1 protein-coding gene is annotated in these 552 nt (G+C 52.9%); it reads left to right on the plus strand.

The features are described 5' to 3' along the window. A partial coding sequence (locus ACP7DD_RS26635; protein ID WP_426178423.1) for a hypothetical protein occupies positions 1 to 219 on the plus strand: 219 nt, incomplete at its 5' end. Positions 220 to 552: the final 333 nt, after the last annotated feature.

Genomic DNA, 552 nt, shown 5'->3' on the forward strand with positions numbered 1-552 from the left:
TGCGACGCGTTCTTTCCACAGCGCTTCGCGTTCGATATTTGCCATTCCTATCTCCTTTTCAAAACCGGAGTATGGCTAGGTGGAATTGGCAATGGAAGGTGGGTGGACTGGACGCTTACCCTTTTCATCCCTGGGCGATACGAGCAAATGGATGTGATTAGTCATCAGCACATAGGCATGAACCGCACAGTTAGCGTCATGGGCGGCTGCGCGAAGTAAGCTGAGATACACAAGATAGTCGGGTGCAGAGAAGAAACAGTTCAGCTTATTATTCCCGCGCTGGGTGATGTGCAGCGGAACGTCGGGTATGACCGGGCGAGGGGGGCGCGACATGAGTGGACTTAGGAAGCGATGAGGAAGTTTCACGTTAGCCGCGAATCGTGGTCGCCCGTTCGACCGTCGTCAATCGCGCGGGCTCGGCGACACATCAATCGGGGTCAGACCTTAATGCCGCTAAGTTAAGCTTTAGTCGCATTTTCTTGTTGTAAACTTTCGGCCGAAGTGTTAACTTTCTGGCTGATGCTGTCCGATGCCCTCCCACTGGTTATTGAT

This window comes from Massilia sp. TWR1-2-2 (assembly GCF_049897565.1).
In the GTDB taxonomy this organism is placed as follows: Bacteria; Pseudomonadota; Gammaproteobacteria; order Burkholderiales; family Burkholderiaceae_D; genus JAFCUW01.